Genomic DNA, 14,500 nt, shown 5'->3' with positions numbered 1-14,500 from the left:
GCTACGCCCCGCCCTTGAGGATCACTTCGGCCAAGCGGTCGTAATCACCATTGAAGTGGTGGTCGCCGGGCAGCTTCACCTTCTGCACGCCGTCATTGGCCGGAAGGCCCGGGCACAGCGCGTCATCGTCGTCCTGGCCGTACACGCACAGGGTCTTGCCGGCCGGGAGCCTGGCCACTTCCGGCGCGATCGGCAGGCCGTCGCCGCCACCCCCCAGCCAGTTGCTGACGTGGAACTCGAAGTCGGCCTTCTCGCCTACCGACAGCAGCACGATACGGTCCAGCGCTGCACGGGTATCGGCATCGAGCTGGTTGATGGTCGCCGGCAGCACGTCGGCGCCCTGCGAGAAACCGATCAGCATCACCTTGTCGCGGTGCCACTGCTGGCGGTAGTGGTCGATGATCTTCTGCAGGTCAGCAGCGAAGCCCTTCGGCGTGCGCTCGCTCCAGAAGTAGCGCAGCGAGTCGATGCCGACCACCGCCACGCCGTGCTCGTTGAGCGACGACGCCACGTCCTTGTCCAGGCCGGCCCAGCCACCGTCGCCGGAAACGAATACCGCCAGCGTGTCGCCGTTGCCGGTGGCCGGCACTTCCACCACCGGCAGGCCCTTCAGCGCGGCCGGCGGCGGTGCCAGGCTGACGCCGGCCTGCGCGCCGATCACCCGCGCCGCGGCCACCAGGCCGGGCGAGGCATCACCGCGCGCGGTGCGCTTGAACTCGCGTGCCATCGCGACCTGCTGCACGAATCGGCTGGCCTCGCCCACCTTGCAACCGTGATCACCGGCTGCACTCAACCATGGGAAGTTCAGCTCGGCGGGTTGAAGTTTGTTGCGCTTCACGCCATCGCCGCAGACCATGCGCTCGTGGTTGTGGTCGGGGCAGAAGCCGGTGGTCAGCAGGCCAGCGAACACCTGGGTGTCGGCCTGGGCCGCGAGCGAATAGGCCATCTCGGCACCTTCGCCATCACCGCCCACCAGCGGCAGGTGGTAGCCGGGCAGATGCAGGGACGCCTGCAACCAGCGCGAGAAGTTCTCGACGTCACCGGAACCGAACGAGCAGGTCGGGTCACCCTCGCGCTTGAGCACCCCGCGCAGGTGCGCGATGTCCACCGCGGCAACCATGGCGCCGTCGGCACGCAAGGCCTCGATCGGCAGACGGCTGGTGTCGCCACCGGCGCTGGGCTCATGGAACCAGATCACCACCCGCTGTGGCGTTCCCGACGGCATATGCACCGGAATCTGCTCGAACCGCCCGTGGCTGAACTGCTGCACGTTGGCCGCCGCCATTGCCGGCAGCGCCGCCAGCGCCAGAACCACACCCATTGCCCTGCCCAGCCCTGCACGCTTCATATCGCATCCCCGATGGAATGCGCACACGATACGCCGCCGCCGCGTGCACGGCACGTACCGGCGCAGGCCGTTGGGGATTCAGTGGGCCGTGGTTCGCCGACTGCGCCGGTACAGCGCCAGCGCCAGGTACAGCAGCCACCCCACGATCACGACGATCACGGCCTTCTGGCCCAGCCCGCGGGGCGGACCAGCGCGCCACAGCACATGCAGCCACAGCAGCACGAACGCCAGCCAGGCCCAGGCCCAGAGCAGGCCGGCGGCGGACTGCCAGCCCGGCTCGCGGCGCAGGTACCAGGCCTGCAGCAGCATGCCGACGCTGGCGCACAGGAACGCGGTGTTGGCCGCCAGCCCATGGATGAACGGTGCCAGCAGCGGGGTTGCTTCGGGCAGCCAGCTGTCGCCGATGGCAACCGTCGCCAGGCCCAGCGCAGAAACCGTGAACAACAGCGGCGCCGCCGCACTGCGTCGCGGGCCGGTGCTGCTGCGGTACAGCGCGATGCCAAGCACCGCGATGGCCAGTGCCAGCAGGCAATAGGCCGCGCGCAACGCCAGCCCCCACGGCCCGTGCAGGTACAGGCTCAAGGTCGCCCGCACCCAGTCCAGGTCGGTGCGGGCGAACTGGGTCCATAGCGCGGTGGCCAGGAACAGCAGCAGCGCAACCAACGCCAGCATCGCCGCCGGACGCGCGCGGCTCATGGCGTCGCCTCCGGATGCCGTGTCTTCCACTCGGCCAGCGCCTTGCGATAGCGCTGCAGCTCGTCGGCATACAGGTCAAGCACGCACAGGGGGCAGCCGCTGCCGCAGCATTCGTTGGGGCCGGGCTCTTCCGGCGGCTGCGGGCGGGGATCGGGATCAGGGACGGACACGGTTGGAAGCGACAGTCGGTGGAAACAGCTGCCAGTGTACCGGGCTGGCTCAGCGGCCCAGCTGACGGCGCAGGTTATCGCGCGCGGCCGCATCCAGACGTTGGTGGAAGAACTCGCTGAGGAAGATCCGCGGTGCGTGCAGCAGGCCCTGCAGGAAACGGCGACGGCCGGCACGGTACAGGAAGCCCGGCACCACACCCTTGTATTCTTCGGCCACGCCACGGTCATAGGCGGCGAACACGGCTTCCGGCGCGGCCAGGATCGCCATGTCGCAGTCCAGGAACAGCGCCGCCTCGGCATCCACGTCGTCCGGCCCGAGCGCGCCATGGCGCGCGGTCAGCAGGATCAACTGCTCCACGCGGGCGGCATCGACACCGGCAAGCTCCGGTGCCTGTGCGATCGCCTGCACGGCGAGCGCTGCCGAACGCGCCTCGTTGTCCTTGCGCCCCGCCTCGTAGATCGCGTCGTGGTAGAGCACGGCCAGATAGACTTCGGCCGGCTGCTGCCAACCGGGGCCATCGGCCACCTCCTGGCAATGCTGCAGCACCGCGCGCACATGGCCGAAGTGGTGGTAAGCCCGCGGCGGCGATGCGTAACTGTCCTGCAGCGCCTGCCACTGCGCCGGTGCAAGCGTCAGCGGAGAGAAGTCCATGCCCGGATCATCCCGCCTGCGCCGACGCCCGGCAAGCTGGCGAGTTTTTCACCACACCCTCACGACGCTTGCCGGGCGGGGCCTGGGCGCGGTTGTCCACAGCTTTGTCGAGCGCTGGTCCACACCGGTTGTGGATGAACACGGCGCCGACCAACGGTCGCTGCAGCCGGACATCCATGGGCATACACTCGCCACAGGCGGGAGCGCCCGCCGCTGCCGGGAACCGTCATGTACCGTCCTGCCGCCCACTGCCTCACCCTTTCGCTGCTGGCCTTCTGTGCTCCCGCCTTCGGCGCAGGCCAGGCACCGCCGGCCGATGTGGTGACGACCCCGACCATCACCGTGTCGGCCGCACGCGTGCCGACCCCGGAAGAAGTGTTCGCCATTCCGGCGGACCTGCGCACGATGCTCCAGAAGCAGGTGATCCAGCGCAGCTACTCACGCGACCAGCGGCTGCAGGCGCTCGTGGAGATGATCTTCGATCAGCACGGGCTGGACCTGCAGTACGACGCCAATGCGACCTACACCGTCAGCGATATCTGGCAGCACCGCCGCGCCAACTGCCTGGCCTTCACCCTGCTGTTCGTGACGCTTGCCCGGGAGGCCGGCATCCAGGCCCGCGTGCAGGAAGTCGGGCAGGTGGTGTCCTGGTACCAGGACCAGGACGCAGGCGTGGTCTACAGCGTCGGCCACGTCAACGCCGGTGTCGACGTCGGCGGGCGTTTCGGTACCGTCGATCTGGATCGCAATGTGCTCTATGACCGCCACGGGCCGGTTCCGGTCAGCCGTGCACGGGCATTGGCGCACTTCTACAACAACCGGGGCGCGGAGCGCCTCGCCGACGGTGATTTCGGCGGCGCTCGTGCATTCTTCAACGCTTCCCTGGCCCAGGACAGCGGGTTCGCTCCGGTGTGGAACAACCTCGGCGTGCTCGACCACCGCGAAGGCAACAATGAGGCGGCGCGGCAGGCACTGGAACGATCGCTGCAGCTGGACAGCCGCCAGGATGCCGCACTGACCAATGCCTCCGCGCTGTTCCGCAGCCTGGGATTGACCGCGCAGGCGCAGTCACTTGAGCGCCGGTTGAAGTCGGTGCAGCGCGAAGACCCGTTCGCGCAGTACATGTTCGGCGCCAAGGCCGAACGCGCTGGCCAGCTGGATGCGGCGATCCGCTATTACCGGCAGGCCGTGCGCCTGTACGACACCGCGCATCAGTTCCACTTCGGGCTGGCGCGGGTCTATTTCCTGGCGGGCCAGCTCAAGCGCGCCGATCGCGAACTGCTGCGTGCACAGGAACTGGGTGGCGCGCCGGAGCAGGCGCGCTACCAGGCCAAGCTGGACAGCCTGGCCCGCTGGCGTGCGCAGCAGCAGGCCAAGCGCTGAAGGCGATCAGGCCTTCTTGAGGAAGCAGGTCTTCAGGACCAGGCCCTTGATCTTGTCCGAGTTGCCTTCGATGTGCTCGGCATCGTCCTCGACCAGGCGGATGTTGCGGATCACGGTGCCCTGCTTGAGCGGGATCGAGGAGCCCTTGACCTTCAGGTCCTTGATCACGGTGACGGTGTCGCCGGTCTGCAGGGTATTGCCGTTGCTGTCACGCACGACCAGGGTGGAACCGGCGCTTTCCTCGGCGGTCCATTCGAAACCGCAGTCGGCGCAGATCCACAGCGCGCCATCGGCATAGGTGTTTTCCAGGGTGCACTGCGGGCAGGCGGGAACAGAAGACATCAGCAAGTACCTCAAAGTGAATCAACAGCGGCCATTGTAACCGCCCAGCCCTTCCCCCCTCTTTTCGGGGGTGGTGCCCGGGAAACTCCTTGACTCGTTCCACACCGGCAAGCGGCGGGAACTTGCAGTCGGCGACGAACTGCAGCAGAGTGCGCGGCCCCTGATCGCCCCCGGAACTCCCCATGCGCCTCGGCATCGACTTCGGTACCAGCAACTCCGCCGCCGCCATCGTGCATGAGGGGAAACTGCTGCCGATCCGCTTCGGCGACGCCGAGCAGTTCCGCACCAGCGTGTACTTCCCCGGCGTGGTGCCCGACCCGGACGACTTCCAGCTCGACGCCGGCCAGGAACACGAGCTGCAGCAGATGATCGACAGCGCCGCGCGCGCGGCCCGCGCCGCCGGCCAGGAACGCACGCCGCAGGCGCTGCGCCGCGAAGCCCTGCGCGCACTGCGCCGGGAATGGATGGAAGCCCGCGCCGGCAAGGAGCGCAGCGCCAGCGACCTGCTGCAGAACGCGGTCTACGGCGACGACGCGCTGGAAGCCTATTTCGAGGAACACGAAGGCAACCTGGTGCAGAGCCCGAAGTCGATGCTGGGCTACAACCTGCACCCGCGCGCGAAGCAGACCATCACCGGCATCGCCGCGCACATCCTCGAGCACATCCGCCTGACCGCCAGCGCCCAGCTTGGCCAGCCGCTGCGTGCCGCCCTGCTCGGCCGCCCGGTGCAGTTCCGCAGCTCGATCGGCGCGGCCGGCAACGACCAGGCGCTGGACATCCTGCGAGAAGCCGCCACCCAGGCCGGTTTCGACCAGATCGATTTCCTCGAGGAACCGGCCGCGGCGGCCATGCACTACCACGCCGAAAGCCGCGAGCGGCACCAGGCCGTGATCGTCGACATCGGCGGCGGCACCACCGACATCGCGCATGCCGAAGTCGGCGGCGACGACGCCCCGCGTATCCATCGCGCCTGGGGTATCGCCCGCGGCGGTACCGACATCGATCTGGCGCTGAGCCTGTCCAGCTACATGCCGCTGTTCGGTCGCGGCGTCACCCGCGTGCCTGCCCACCACTATGTGGAAGCCGCCACCGTGCAGGACATGACGCGCCAGCGCGACTTCCGCCAGCACAAATACGATCACGTCGACGACCCGTGGGGCGCGCGACTGCAGGCCCTGCAGGACACCGGCAACACCGCCCGCCTGTACCGCGATGTCGAACGCGCCAAGATCGCCCTCAGCGCCGCCGGCGAACACCGCAGCACGCTGGACTACATCGCCCGCGACCTGCATGCCGACAGCAGCGCCGACGGCCTGGCCGCCGCCGCCCATGGCTACCTGGAGCAGATCCGTGAACTGCTTGCCCAGGTCCGCAGCGACATCGGCGGCGACCCGGACGCGGTGTTCCTGACCGGCGGCATGTCCCGTGCCGGTTACCTGCGCCAAGCCGTGGCGGAGGCCTTCCCGGGGGCCCGCATGGTCCACGGCGAGCCCTCGCTGGGCGTGGTCCAGGGCCTTGCGCTGGCGGCAGCCAGCCAGGATTAACAAAACGTTACGCGGTCTAAGTTACTCTTGGTCGGCTAGAACCCCGCTGCACCTTCCACCGGCCACGCCGGTGTGTGTCCACGGTACAGCCTGGCCCGCCCTGCGGGCCTAGCGGCCATGCCTTCCTGGCTCGTTCATGGTCCGCGCAGCACCTGAGCCGCCATCGAGACCCGCTTTGGGCACCCGCCAGGCCCCCGTGGCCTTACAACCTGACGCAGCACCTGCACCCATCGACTGCCGCCGTTGTGACGCGGTCTGTTGCCGGCTGCCCGTGCTGCTGCAGCCCGGCGACCACGTGCCTGGCCAGTTCCTTGCCCGCGACGCCCACGGCCGTGCCGTGATGGCGCGCAACGAGGAAGGCTGGTGCGCGGCGATCGATCCCTATCACCTGCGCTGCACGATCTATTCGCAGCGCCCGGCGATCTGCCGCCAGTTTTCAATGGGCGGCGATGACTGCCGCCGCGAGCGGCAGGACTACCTGCGCCAGGCCGATGCCTGGGCGCTTTCCTCCCCTTCCACCTGACAGGAGCAACCATGCCCCGCAAGGCAAAGACCCCCGCGAAGGCCAGCAACAGCATCCGCAGCGAACGCAAGGGCGCGGCCGCCAGCACCGTGGTCAGCAGCGATTCGATCGCTTCGGACCTGGCAGCGTTCCGCAAGGCCGGTGGCAAGATCGAAGTCCTCGGCACCACCTGGGCGCTGAAGAAAGCCAGCTGACCCAGCACCGACCGCGGCGGCGCTGCCGCCGCGGCCTGCCGGATCGTGCTCAGCGGTCCAGGCGCACCCGCACGCTGCCCGAGTGCGACTCGATGCGGATGTCACCGTCACCGCCGCCCAGTCGTGTGTCCAGTCGGCTGCCCGGTCCATAACGAGGCCGCTCCACCTGCCCGGCATCACTGTTGATCGAACCACTGAAGCTGTTCACCGACAGCTGTGCCGACACAGTACGCGGCAGGCGCAGGTTGACCGATGCACTCACCGACTCGACATTGATGCGGCCACCCGGTGCCAGTCCGGTCGCCGCCAGGTCAATGCCACCGGATACCGTCTCCACCGCCAGCCGCTGGATGCGTCCAGCGTCGACATCGACCCGGCCCGATACAGTCTGCGCACCGATATCACCGGACACGCCGCCGCCGGCCTCGATGCGGCCACTAACCGTGTTCACGTCCAGCTGGGGCGTCTGCAGGCGCGCAGTGACATCGCCGCTGACCGTGTTGAGCTTGCTATCACCACTGCGGCCGGAGGCGACGAGATTGCCGCTGACCGAGTCGGCCTGCAGGCGGCGCACATCGATGCCGCTGATGTCCTGGTTGGCACTGATGGTGCTCAACCGCAGTTCGACCGCACGAGGCACGTTCAATACCAGCGTGGCGCCGCCATTGTTGTTGCGGTTCGGATACTCGATCTCCCAGCGCACGCGGTTGGCACTCTTCTCCTGCCGCAGCTGCAGGCCATCGCTGAGCGTGCCGGTCAGCTGTACATCATTGCGATCCCAGCCGCGCACGGTCACCTTGCCAGCCACGTTACTCAGCTCGATACGGCCGCCGGAGGCCACATTGTGGCGCTCATTGATCTGGGTATCGGCCAGCGCCACGGCCGGCACCAGCAACAGGGCCACGCAGCAGAAAATCAAGGGTCGGATCATGGAGGTTCTCCTTCAGGTCGTCAGGCCAGCAGCGGCGGCTTGTGCCGCCTGCCGGGTCAGTTCCAGCCGCAGCGCATAGGTGCGCTTGAGTTGGCCAAGCAGGTGCGGCGCACGTGGATCCTGCGCCAGTGCGGCCTGGATCTGTGCCGCGCTTTCATCGAGTTCGTGCAGCGCCGGCTGCCATTCCGGCGCCCGGCCTGCGGGCAACGAGGCCACGGCCTGCTGGTACTGCTCGGTCATCGCCGCGGCCTGCAGCTGCAGGGTAGACGGCACCGGCGCGTCCGGCTGCGCATGGCGCCACGGCGCCACCGCGTAGAGCGCGAGGCTGGCCGCCAGGGCAGCGCCAGCCGGCAACCACCAGCGGTGCCGCGAACGCGCAGGCAGGGCCACCACGTTGCCCGGTGGCACGGGTGCTTCCTGCGATCCACGCGGCGGCAGCTGCGCCGACAGGCGTGCCCAGCCATCGGTGGGTACGCTGCGTTCGGGTGGCAGTGCGCGCAGTCGGGCTGCCAGATCGTGGTCGGAATCGTGTTCGCGTGTACTCATGTCATGTCTCCCAGCCGTGCGCGCAACAGGCCACGCGCACGATGCAACTGTGCCTTCGAACTGCCGACAGCCATCTGCAGTTGTTCGGCGATTTCCTGGTGTTTCCAGCCTTCGATGTCGTGCAGCACCAGTACCGCACGCGCCCGTGGTGGCAGCGTCGACAGCGCCCGTTCGAGGTCGCGTTCGGTGCCGGCGCAGCGATCATGCACCGCTAGTTCCTGCAACCCTCCGTCCACCTCGTCGAGACTGTCATGGTCCTGCCCGGCAGCACGTCCGCGCAGCTCCATCAGCGCAGCGTTGACGCCCAGCCGGTGCAGCCAGGTCGACAGGCTGCTCTCGAAGCGGAACCCCGGCAGCGCTTTCCACGCCTGCAGGAAGGCCTCCTGCAATGCATCCTCGGCACGTGCCTGCTGGCCGCCACACAACCGCCACAGCACAGCGAATACACGCGGCGCGTGGCGCCGGTACAGCAGTTCGTAGGCAGCGGTGTCGCCCGCGGCCGCCGCCCGCACCAGAGCGGGTTCGTCGACGGCGTCGTTGGCGGCAGGCGGCGCGGGCATGGTGGTGTCGAGCATATCGCTTGGATGCGGCAACCCGGGAAAAGGTTTAGAGCCGATCCGAGGTCGGGCAATGCAACCTTTTCGACCGTCCCTGCATCCATGAAAGGTCCTTCGCAAAAACGCCGTAGGGGAGTCCCCCATGTCCAGCCCATCCTGCGCCGCCCTGCTGGTAATCGCCGCCTGCGTCGTGCTGCAGGCACTGGGTCTGTCACTGCAGCTGCGCCCCGACAATGGCCGCGCCTGCCTGCAACAGCACCGCCAGGAGCTGGTCTGCCTGGCCTGGACACCGGCGGTCGAATCCCCCGCACGCGCCGGGTAACATCGGGGGCCGTCCCCGCCACCTGTTTTCGCCCCATGATGTTGTCGCTGAAGGATCACCTGCCCGCCTGGACCCACCCGTGGTTGAACTACGCGGGCGTCGCCCTGCAGATCGTACTGGTGCTGCTGGTCGCATGGCTCCTGCGCGTGCTCGCCCGTCGCCTGATCCGCCGCTTTGCCGAGCACTACACGCTGCCGCCTGAAATGGTGATGGGCGCACGCCGGATCACCAGTTTCGTGGTCTATTTCAGTGCCCTGCTGTACATCCTCAGCCTGCTCGGCGCGAAGCCCTCGGTACTGTGGACCGCGTTCACCGGCTTCGCGGCCGTGGGCGCGGTGGCCTTCTTCGCGGCGTGGAGCGTGCTGTCCAACATCTTCTGCACGCTGCTGATCTTCACCACCCGCCCGTTCCGCCTGCACGACTACATCGAGGTCCTGGAGAACGGCGAGAAACCTGGCCTGAAGGGCCGGGTGATCGACGTGAACCTGATCTACACCACGCTGCAGGAGACCGGCGACGGCCACGAGGGCACGGTGCTGCAGCTGCCGAACAACCTGTTCTTCCAGCGCACGGTGCGCCGCTGGCGTGACCCGGCGCAGGCCCCCGGCGGCATCCAGGGCGACGGCTGAGGGTGGTTTTCGGCAGGGCTGCGCCCTGCACCCGCTATGAGCTGGAGCAACAGCACCAGCAACAGCAAAGGCGAAAACAAAAGCCGGCATTCCGTGGGTTGGCGGGATGGATCCGGTGGCGGGAGACGCCGTAAACCCGTCCATGGGGGCTTGGCCGCGGCATCCATGCCGCGGACACTCCCGCCACCGGACCCACCCCGCCTTCGACAGATTTCCGCGATCTGCCCGCATTGCGGTAGAGCCGAGCCATGCTCGGCTCAAATGTCTCGGATCTCGAAATATTCGATTTCGATGGAGATTCATCCACGCATGGCGTGGATCTACCAGATCCCGGGAATCTGTCAGAGACGGGACGGTGTGGGTAGGCCGGACCGTTGGCGCCATGGATGGCGCCATCGAGCCCCCATGGGTGAGGGCGCTTTGCTTGCGAAGCACTGCTTCGCAAGCGCCCGAACGCCCAGCCGCCAGCGGCTGGGCCGGACCCCGGAGGGGGGTTTACGGCGTGTCCTGCCTACCCACACCGTCCCGCCTACCTACGGAATGCCCGCTTTTGACGTTGAAGTTGCCTTGGCTTGAAGGCCTCGGCGGGTGCAGGGCGCAGCCCTGCCGAACAACCTTTACCTCAACTGGCTGTCCTTGCTGCCACGCCGGTTGTAGCCGGCATGCGCCTGCGCTTCGTCGTCATGCGCCTGCTGGCACGCCACGCACAGCCGTACCCCGGGCACGGCCTGACGCCGCGCCAACGGGATCGGCGCGTCGCATTCCTCACAGTGTTCCAGACCCGGGCCCTCGCGTAGCTGGCGCCGCGCGCGTGCGATCGCATCGTCGACGGTGGCGTCGATCTGGTCCAGGACCGCGCCGTCTCCCGCCCAACCGGTGGCCATGGCCATCCTCCGCAGGTGTGTCGCCTGATATGGGGACGATACACCCGAGCCCAAAGGAGCAGACCTGGGTTGAGCCGAGCCATGCCCGGCGGGCCTTCAGCAAGCCGAGCAGGAAGTGGACGGATCCGATCAGGCCGATTGCGGCTTAATCCCCTCCGTCCCCTTTTTGCTTACCAGACCAGGTCGTCCGGCACCTGGAACTGCGCGTAGTAGGCGTCGTCCTCGGCATTGCCGGTGGAGATCTCGGCGGTCGAGCCCGGCTGGCCGTGGTCGACGATGATCGCCTCCGGGGCGCGCTCACGCACCTTTTCGGCGGCGGCACGCGGCAGCAGGGCGTAGCCGTCGCCATGGGCAACGATGACCAGCACGCCCACCGACAGCGCCTTGCGCAGCTTGGGGTCGATCAGCAGGGTGCGGATCGCCGCGCCATCGCTGAAGCGGTACTCGTCGTCGCCCTTGTGGGACACGGCATGGGCGGTGATGATCTGCTTGGCCTGCGCTTTCTGTTCAGCCTGCCTGGCCTGGGCGTTGCGCTCGGCGGCCAGCGCACGGTCGCGCTCGACCTTCTCGGCGCGGGCCCGTTCAGCCTCGCGCTGGACCTCGGCCGAGGTCGATTCGGCCTTGCCCTGGCGGGCTTTGGCCTGCGCGCTCGCGGCAGCGCTGGCCTGCGACTTCTTGGCCAGGCCGGCCTTGAGCAATTGTTCCTGCAGCGCGTTGGGCTTTGCCATGGTCGATGCGTACCGCGTGTAATCTTGGATGTCCACATTCTACCGACGCCCCGCCGCCCCTGCATGGCAGTCCTGAAGTACCTCACCGGCTATCCCGAACCCCTGGTCGCCCAGGTCAGCGAACTGCTGGCGCAGGGCAAGCTTGGCCCCTGGCTGCAACAACGCTACCCCGACCCGCACGAGGTGCGCAGCGACCGCCAGCTGTACGACTACACCCAGGAGCTGAAGGACCGCTACCTGCGCAAGTCGGTGCCGCTCAACAAGGTCTGCTACGACAACACGCTGGAAGTGATCAAGCACGCGCTGGGCACCCATACCGCCATCTCCCGCGTGCACGGCGGCCGCCTCAAGGCCAGCCGCGAGATCCGCATCGCCACCGTGTTCCGCCAGGCGCCAGCGGCGTTCCTGCGCATGATCGTGGTGCATGAACTGGCCCACCTGAAGGAAGCCGATCACAACAAGGCCTTCTACCAGCTGTGCCAGCACATGGAGCCGGACTACCTGCAGCTGGAGTTCGATACCCGCCTGTACCTGACCGAGCTGGCCAACCGCGGCCAGCGCTGACCGGCCGCAGCAGCTACACTGCGCGCCCCCTGCCCGACCTGCCCGCCATGGAACCGATCCGTCTCGACAAACGCCTGTCCGCCCTGCTCGGCATCCCGCGTGGTGAAGCGCGGCGCTACATCGAAGGCGGCTGGGTCACGGTCAACGGCGATGTGGTGGAACAGCCGCAGCGCCCGGTCGATGACAACGCGGTGATCGTGGTGGCCGACCAGGCCAGCGATGAAAAGGCCGAGCGGGTCAGCATGCTGCTGCACAAGCCGGCCGGTGTCGCCGCCGAAACCCTGTGTGCCCTGGTCAGCAGTGACAGCCGCAGCGAACTTGATGCCAGCGACATCCGTCCGCTGCAGCGTCACTTCCACGGTCTGCAGCTGGCCGCCTCGCTTCCGGCCAGCGACAGCGGTCTGGTGGTGGTCAGCCAGGATCCGGCCACGCTGGCTCACCTGCAGCGCAATCTGGGCCGCACCGAGCAGGAATACCTGATCGAAGTGGCCGAAGGCGGTCCCGAGCGCGGCCCGTGGCTGATGGCGCGGCTGCAGCAGGAATCGGGCGGCGCCAAGGTCAGCTGGCAGAGCGAGCAGCGCCTGCGCTTCGCCGGCAAGGGGCTGACCGCCAAAGGCCTGCGCGTGGCGGTCACCGCCGCCGGCCTGCAGGTCACGGCCGTGCGCCGCCTGCGCATCGGACGCGTGGCGCTGGGGCCGCTGCCGCCGGGGCAGTGGCGCTACCTGGGCAGCGACGAGCGCTTCTGAGTCCGTCCAGGGTCAGAGCCCTTGCCTGCGACAAGGGGTCTGACCCTTGAACCCTCGGGGTCGGATCCCTTTCCGCGGGAAAGGGCTCTGACCCCATCCACGCATGGCGTGGATCTACAGCAATGGGTCTTTCGGCTTTCATCCACGCACGGCGTGGCTCTACCATCGGGGCATGAGCCTGCCCAAGCCTTTGTGGCGACGCCTGCTGCGCGTCGCTGCGATCATCCTCGCCGCGCTGTTGCTACTGGTCCTGTCCGGCCTGCTGCTGGCCGACCACCTCACGCCGCAGGCACAGGGTGCGCCCTCGCACGTTCTGCCGCTGCAGCCGGCGCAGACCCGCATCGACCAGCAGATCGTGCCATTGCAGGAGGCCCATCCCGGCCAGTCCGGCGTGGCGTTCCTCAGCGATGGCATGGATGCGTTCGCCGCGCGCGCGATGATCACCGCGCACGCCGGGCGCAGCCTGGACCTGCAGTACTACATCTGGCACGACGACCTGATCGGCCACCTGATGGCCAAGGCGTTGTATGACGCCGCCGAGCGTGGCGTGCGCGTGCGCATCCTGCTCGACGACATGAACGCCAAGGACAAGGACGCACTGATGATGGCGCTCGATGCGCACCCGAACATCGAGATCCGCCTGTACAACCCGTTCCGCAACCGCAGCGGCATCGCACGCACGCTGGAACTGGTGCAGCGCGCCTTCAGCGTGAACCACCGCATGCACAACAAGAGCTGGATCGCCGATGGCCGCATCGCGATCGTCGGTGGCCGCAACATCGGCGAGGAGTACTTCAGCGCGCGCGACGATGTGAACTTCCAGGACCTGGACCTGGTAGTGGCCGGCCCCGCCGTGCAACAGGCCAACCGGATCTTCGACGACTACTGGAACAGCAGCGCGGCCATCCCGATTTCCGCGCTGGCCTCGTACAGCGATGAACAGCTGCGGCAACTCGTGCAGCAGTCGGACCTGGATGCGATGCATGCCAAGGCCCAACCCTACCTGCAGCGCGTGGCCGACTCGCGCCGCCTGCAACGGCCCAGCCCGGAGCCACTGCACTGGAGCACGAACGTGCGCATCGCCTCCGATCCGCCGATGAAGCACCGCGACGATGATCGCCGCAACTGGCTGGTCAACACGCTCAGCGACGAGCTGGCAACCGCCCGTCGCAGCGCACTGCTGATCTCGCCCTACTTCGTCCCTGGCAGCGAAGGCGTTGAAGGCCTGTCGGCGCTGGCCGCGCGCGGTGCGCAGGTCGGCGTGGTCACCAACTCGCTGGCCGCCAACGACGTAGCGGCAGTGCACGGCGGCTACATGGGCTACCGCGTGCCGCTGTTGAAGGCTGGCATACAGCTGTACGAACTGAAGGCACACGGCCAGCTGGATACCAGCCTGTTCGGCAGCAGTGGCGCCAGCCTGCATACCAAGGCACTCGTGGTCGATGATCGCCGTGGCTTCGTCGGCTCGTTCAACCTCGATCCGCGCTCGGCCTACCTCAACACCGAAATGGGCGTGCTGTTCGACGACCCGGTGCTGGGCGCGCAGCTGCGCGACGAATACCTGCGCCTAGCCAGCCCGGAACACAGTTGGTGGCTGGCACTGGGGCGCAATGATGAGCTGCGCTGGCTGCAGCGGCAGCCACCGCCGCACTGGGTGGAAGCCGAACCCGGTGCCAGCCTCGGCAAGCGCTGGACTGCGCGCGTGATCAGCTGGCTGCCGGTGGAATCGCAGCTGTAGCGC

At 67.9% G+C, this 14,500-nt stretch carries 19 protein-coding genes; 9 read left to right on the top strand and 10 right to left on the bottom strand.

Annotated elements, in window-relative coordinates:
• Nucleotide 1: 1 nt before the first annotated feature.
• The 4 genes from VPH47_RS05540 to VPH47_RS05525 form a co-directional block, all read right to left on the bottom strand.
• Nucleotides 2-1,348 (bottom strand): virulence factor family protein, encoded by a 1,347-nt coding sequence (locus tag VPH47_RS05540; RefSeq protein WP_368850291.1) that lies wholly within the window; start codon nucleotides 1,346-1,348, stop codon nucleotides 2-4.
• A 78-nt stretch (nucleotides 1,349-1,426) separates the two neighbouring features.
• Nucleotides 1,427-2,044, bottom strand: coding sequence for a DUF998 domain-containing protein (locus tag VPH47_RS05535; RefSeq protein ID WP_110713090.1), 618 nt, complete (start codon nucleotides 2,042-2,044; stop codon nucleotides 1,427-1,429).
• A complete protein-coding gene (locus VPH47_RS05530; protein ID WP_239496493.1) occupies nucleotides 2,041-2,214 on the bottom strand; it encodes an oxidoreductase-like domain-containing protein in 174 nt (57 codons plus the stop codon). The genes VPH47_RS05535 and VPH47_RS05530 overlap by 4 nt, the downstream gene beginning before the upstream one ends.
• 49 nt (nucleotides 2,215-2,263) lie before the next feature.
• Nucleotides 2,264-2,866 (bottom strand): hypothetical protein, encoded by a 603-nt coding sequence (locus tag VPH47_RS05525; protein ID WP_368850290.1) that lies wholly within the window; start codon nucleotides 2,864-2,866, stop codon nucleotides 2,264-2,266.
• Nucleotides 2,867-3,094: 228 nt separating this feature from the next.
• On the opposite strand from VPH47_RS05525, the gene VPH47_RS05520 reads away from it, so the two are divergent.
• Nucleotides 3,095-4,249, top strand: a complete 1,155-nt coding sequence (locus VPH47_RS05520; RefSeq protein ID WP_368850289.1) for a tetratricopeptide repeat protein — start codon at nucleotides 3,095-3,097, stop codon at nucleotides 4,247-4,249.
• Between the two features lie 6 nt (nucleotides 4,250-4,255).
• On the opposite strand, the gene VPH47_RS05515 is transcribed toward VPH47_RS05520, so the two are convergent.
• Nucleotides 4,256-4,591, bottom strand: a complete 336-nt coding sequence (locus VPH47_RS05515; RefSeq protein WP_088026733.1) for a zinc ribbon domain-containing protein YjdM — start codon at nucleotides 4,589-4,591, stop codon at nucleotides 4,256-4,258.
• Between the two features lie 182 nt (nucleotides 4,592-4,773).
• Here VPH47_RS05515 and VPH47_RS05510 point away from each other — a divergent pair, with 182 nt between their 5' ends.
• The 3 genes from VPH47_RS05510 (at nucleotide 4,774) to VPH47_RS05500 (ending at nucleotide 6,852) form a co-directional block, all read left to right on the top strand.
• A complete protein-coding gene (locus VPH47_RS05510) occupies nucleotides 4,774-6,135 on the top strand; it encodes an Hsp70 family protein (RefSeq protein WP_110713094.1) in 1,362 nt (453 codons plus the stop codon).
• Between the two features lie 229 nt (nucleotides 6,136-6,364).
• A complete protein-coding gene (locus VPH47_RS05505) occupies nucleotides 6,365-6,658 on the top strand; it encodes a YkgJ family cysteine cluster protein (RefSeq protein ID WP_110714362.1) in 294 nt (97 codons plus the stop codon).
• An 11-nt stretch (nucleotides 6,659-6,669) separates the two neighbouring features.
• Nucleotides 6,670-6,852 (top strand): hypothetical protein, encoded by a 183-nt coding sequence (locus VPH47_RS05500; RefSeq protein WP_005410566.1) that lies wholly within the window; start codon nucleotides 6,670-6,672, stop codon nucleotides 6,850-6,852.
• A gap of 49 nt (nucleotides 6,853-6,901) precedes the next feature.
• Here VPH47_RS05500 and VPH47_RS05495 read toward each other — a convergent pair whose 3' ends face one another.
• From VPH47_RS05495 to VPH47_RS05485, 3 genes are read right to left on the bottom strand one after another with little or no spacing between them, the layout of a single operon-like run.
• Entirely contained in the window at nucleotides 6,902-7,783 is an 882-nt protein-coding gene (locus tag VPH47_RS05495; protein WP_368850288.1) for a DUF4097 domain-containing protein, read from the bottom strand.
• A 12-nt stretch (nucleotides 7,784-7,795) separates the two neighbouring features.
• Nucleotides 7,796-8,329 (bottom strand): hypothetical protein, encoded by a 534-nt coding sequence (locus VPH47_RS05490; protein ID WP_368850287.1) that lies wholly within the window; start codon nucleotides 8,327-8,329, stop codon nucleotides 7,796-7,798.
• Complete coding sequence (locus VPH47_RS05485; RefSeq protein ID WP_012511790.1) at nucleotides 8,326-8,904, bottom strand: RNA polymerase sigma factor; 579 nt, start codon at nucleotides 8,902-8,904, stop codon at nucleotides 8,326-8,328. The genes VPH47_RS05490 and VPH47_RS05485 overlap by 4 nt, the downstream gene beginning before the upstream one ends.
• A 124-nt stretch (nucleotides 8,905-9,028) precedes the next feature.
• On the opposite strand from VPH47_RS05485, the gene VPH47_RS05480 reads away from it, so the two are divergent.
• Nucleotides 9,029-9,208 carry a hypothetical protein gene (locus tag VPH47_RS05480; protein WP_110713099.1) on the top strand — a complete coding sequence of 60 codons (180 nt, stop codon included), beginning with the start codon at nucleotides 9,029-9,031 and terminating at the stop codon, nucleotides 9,206-9,208.
• A 35-nt stretch (nucleotides 9,209-9,243) separates the two neighbouring features.
• A complete protein-coding gene (locus VPH47_RS05475; RefSeq protein WP_080291803.1) occupies nucleotides 9,244-9,837 on the top strand; it encodes a mechanosensitive ion channel family protein in 594 nt (197 codons plus the stop codon).
• Nucleotides 9,838-10,454: 617 nt separating this feature from the next.
• Here the strand turns inward: VPH47_RS05475 and VPH47_RS05470 are convergent.
• Nucleotides 10,455-10,721 carry a DksA/TraR family C4-type zinc finger protein gene (locus tag VPH47_RS05470; RefSeq protein ID WP_368850286.1) on the bottom strand — a complete coding sequence of 89 codons (267 nt, stop codon included), beginning with the start codon at nucleotides 10,719-10,721 and terminating at the stop codon, nucleotides 10,455-10,457.
• 170 nt (nucleotides 10,722-10,891) lie between these two features.
• The gene (locus VPH47_RS05465) at nucleotides 10,892-11,449 is read right to left on the bottom strand and encodes a DUF2058 domain-containing protein (protein WP_368850285.1); all 558 of its coding nucleotides are present in this window, start codon (nucleotides 11,447-11,449) and stop codon (nucleotides 10,892-10,894) included.
• Nucleotides 11,450-11,512: 63 nt separating this feature from the next.
• Between VPH47_RS05465 and VPH47_RS05460 the strand changes: the two genes are divergently transcribed.
• From VPH47_RS05460 to VPH47_RS05450, 3 genes are all read left to right on the top strand, one after another.
• Nucleotides 11,513-12,013 carry a M48 family metallopeptidase gene (locus tag VPH47_RS05460; RefSeq protein WP_043035443.1) on the top strand — a complete coding sequence of 167 codons (501 nt, stop codon included), beginning with the start codon at nucleotides 11,513-11,515 and terminating at the stop codon, nucleotides 12,011-12,013.
• A 47-nt stretch (nucleotides 12,014-12,060) separates the two neighbouring features.
• On the top strand, nucleotides 12,061-12,759 hold the full coding sequence (locus tag VPH47_RS05455) for an RNA pseudouridine synthase (protein ID WP_110713102.1): 699 nt from the start codon (nucleotides 12,061-12,063) through the stop codon (nucleotides 12,757-12,759).
• Between the two features lie 172 nt (nucleotides 12,760-12,931).
• Nucleotides 12,932-14,497 (top strand): phospholipase D family protein, encoded by a 1,566-nt coding sequence (locus VPH47_RS05450; protein WP_197612707.1) that lies wholly within the window; start codon nucleotides 12,932-12,934, stop codon nucleotides 14,495-14,497.
• The last annotated feature ends 3 nt before the right edge of the window (nucleotides 14,498-14,500 follow it).

This window comes from Stenotrophomonas sp. WED208 (genome assembly GCF_040984485.1).
Taxonomy (GTDB): Bacteria; Pseudomonadota; Gammaproteobacteria; order Xanthomonadales; family Xanthomonadaceae; genus Stenotrophomonas; species Stenotrophomonas riyadhensis.
Note: the sequence above shows the minus strand (reverse complement) of the source record. Positions and strands in the feature narration are given on the sequence as shown.